Annotated in this window: 2 protein-coding genes; both read right to left on the bottom strand. The window is 60.6% G+C overall.

Going from position 1 to position 2,632, the window contains the following annotated elements; all coding sequences use genetic code 11:
- A partial coding sequence (gene ppsA / locus EOA85_RS32235) for a phosphoenolpyruvate synthase (protein ID WP_127212425.1) occupies positions 1–2,188 on the bottom strand: 2,188 nt, incomplete at its 3' end.
- 230 nt (positions 2,189–2,418) lie between these two features.
- Positions 2,419–2,592: a hypothetical protein gene (locus tag EOA85_RS32230; protein ID WP_245486209.1), complete on the bottom strand. Its 174-nt coding sequence runs from the start codon at positions 2,590–2,592 to the stop codon at positions 2,419–2,421.
- Positions 2,593–2,632: the final 40 nt, after the last annotated feature.

The raw sequence follows: 2,632 nt of genomic DNA, 5'->3' as shown, positions 1-2,632 counted from the left end.
GTTCGTCAAAGAGGCCCGCGAGCTCGGCGGAATCCCGGTCGACGCCGAGAGTAAGCTGCGTAAGATCGTTCGAGCCGATCGAGAAGCCGTCGAAGCGTTTTGCGAATTCCGCCGCAAGAATGACGTTTGACGGGATTTCGCACATGACGAAGACCTCCAATCCGTCTTCGCCGCGCCTCAACTGGTTCTCGGCCATGACTTCGAGCACCCGGTCGGCCTCATGCGTCGACCGGCAAAACGGGATCATCACGATGACGTTCCGAAATCCCATTTCGTTCCGCAGCCGGCGGATGGCTCGGCACTCAAGGGCGAAGCCCTCTCGGTAAAGCGGGGAGTAGTAGCGGGATGCGCCTCGGAACCCGACCATTGGGTTTTCCTCTTCAGGCTCGAACTGGGCGCCGCCGATCAGCCCAGCATATTCATTAGTCTTGAAATCGCTCATGCGCACAATGACGGGCTTCGGGTAAAGCGCCGCCGCAATGCGCGCCACTCCGCGTGCCAGCCGGTCGACAAAATACTCCGTCTTGTCTGCATAGCCGACCGTCAATTCCGTGATCTCACGCTTCGCTGCCTCATCCTTGAGCTGGTCGTAGTGCACCAGCGCCATCGGATGGACGCGGATGTGGTTACCCACTACGAACTCCATGCGGGCGAGACCGACGCCGTCGGCAGGAAGACGCCACCACTGCAGCGCGGCGGCGGGATTTGCCAGGTTGAGCATAATCTTTGTGTGCGTTTCCGGAAGGTTGGTCATGTCGACCATTTCCGTTTCGACGTCGGCGGTTCCTTCATAGACAAATCCCTGGTCGCCTTCCGCGCAGGACACCGTCACCACCTGCTCGTCATGCAGCACTTCGGTCGCGTTGCCGGTGCCGACGATTGCTGGCAGGCCGAGCTCGCGACTGACAATGGCGGCATGCGAGGTGCGCCCTCCGTGATCGGTGACGATCGCAGCTGCCCGCCTCATGATCGGCACCCAGTCCGGGTCGGTGGTCCCAGTGACGAGGATTGCGCCGTCGACGAAGTCGGCGATGTCACGGGCACTTTCGATCAGGCAGACGGGGCCTGCGACGACTGCATCGCCGATAGCAAGGCCCGTGGTGAGCTTTCTGCCCTTTCGCGTAATTGTGTAGGACCTGAATGCTGCCGCTTCACGACGTGACTGAACCGTCTCCGGCCGCGCCTGGACGATGAAGGTCTCGCCCGTCTCGCCGTCCTTTGCCCACTCCATATCCATCGGGCAGCCGTAGTGGGACTCGATCGCAGTGGCCCACCTGGCCAGCGTCAGGATTTCCCGATCCTCAAGCACGAAAGCTGCGCTCTCGATCTTTGACGTTGGCACGTTGCGGGTTGGCTTATCGCCGTCGGCGTAGATCATCTTTTGCGCCTTGTCGCCGCACTTCTTACCGATGATAGGTGCGAGAGCGGGATCGGAGAGCAGCGGCTTGAAAACCTGATATTCGTCGGGATCGACCGCGCCCTGCACAACGTTTTCGCCCAGTCCCCAAGCGGCGTCGATCACGACGACATCCTTGAAGCCGGTTTCCGTGTCGATCGAGAACATGACACCCGATCCGCCAAGATCCGAACGGACCATCTGCTGAACGCCGATTGAAAGGGCGACGCTCATGTGGTCGAAGCCTTTTGCCTGGCGATAGCTAATGGCTCGATCGGTAAAGAGCGAGGCGTAGCAGCGGCGGCATGCCACTAACAGCGCCTTGTCGCCACGAATGTTCAAGAAGGTCTCCTGCTGGCCGGCGAAGCTCGCGTCGGGCAAGTCCTCGGCGGTCGCGCTCGAACGCACGGCAACGTCGACCTCTGCCTTGCCGGTGCGCTGACAAAGCTCGCGATAAGCGGTCGTGATCGCGGCCGCGGTTTCCTCGGGCCAATCACCATGCAGAAACAATTCCCGAATCGCCTGGCCCGTCTCGGCAAGAGCAGCCTTGCCTGCAACCAAATCGCCAAGTAAGTCCTGGATGCGCTCCTTCAGCTGGTTCGCCTGCATGAAGTCCCAGTAGGCCTCAGCCGTCGTCGCAAAACCAGGTGGAACGCGAATGCCTCTTGGCGCCAGAGCCTGGACCATCTCGCCGAGCGAAGCATTCTTGCCACCGACACGGCCGACGTCACCGCGTCCGATTTCTTCAAACCAGACTGTTAGCCTGCCGGGTCGTGGAAGTTTCCCACCCATTCAATTTCTCCTTTGTAGTCAGTCTGCCGATCTCGCGGTCAGAAGCCTTGATCCCAGTCAAGAAGTCGATGAATGCTGTTAGGGGAGGGCATCACGCTACGAATTGGGCATTCCCCGAACATTACCCACGTTCAGGCGCCGGTCGCGAAGCACCTGCCATGAGTGCAGGCACCGGTTTCAACATTCGTTGATCGGCATCAATGCCGCGGCACAGCCGGCGCGCATTATAATTAAGTTGCGGTGCGCGACGGCCGAAGCCGAGATCCGCAGCTTGGCGGAGGCGCTTTATGGCCGAGCCGACTGGTGCTGGGCGCAGGACCCGCAAAGCCGATCAGACCAAAGACAAGGACGGGTCTGCGCCCGATCAAATCCGACCACTTCCCCCAGAGGAAAGCGGCGGCCACCGGCGCTGCGACATAGGCAGCGGTCAGAAAGCCAATTTGC

Source organism: Mesorhizobium sp. M5C.F.Ca.IN.020.29.1.1 (genome assembly GCF_003997375.1).
Taxonomy (GTDB): domain Bacteria; phylum Pseudomonadota; class Alphaproteobacteria; order Rhizobiales; family Rhizobiaceae; genus Mesorhizobium; species Mesorhizobium wenxiniae.
This window is presented reverse-complemented; position numbering and strand designations above follow the sequence as displayed.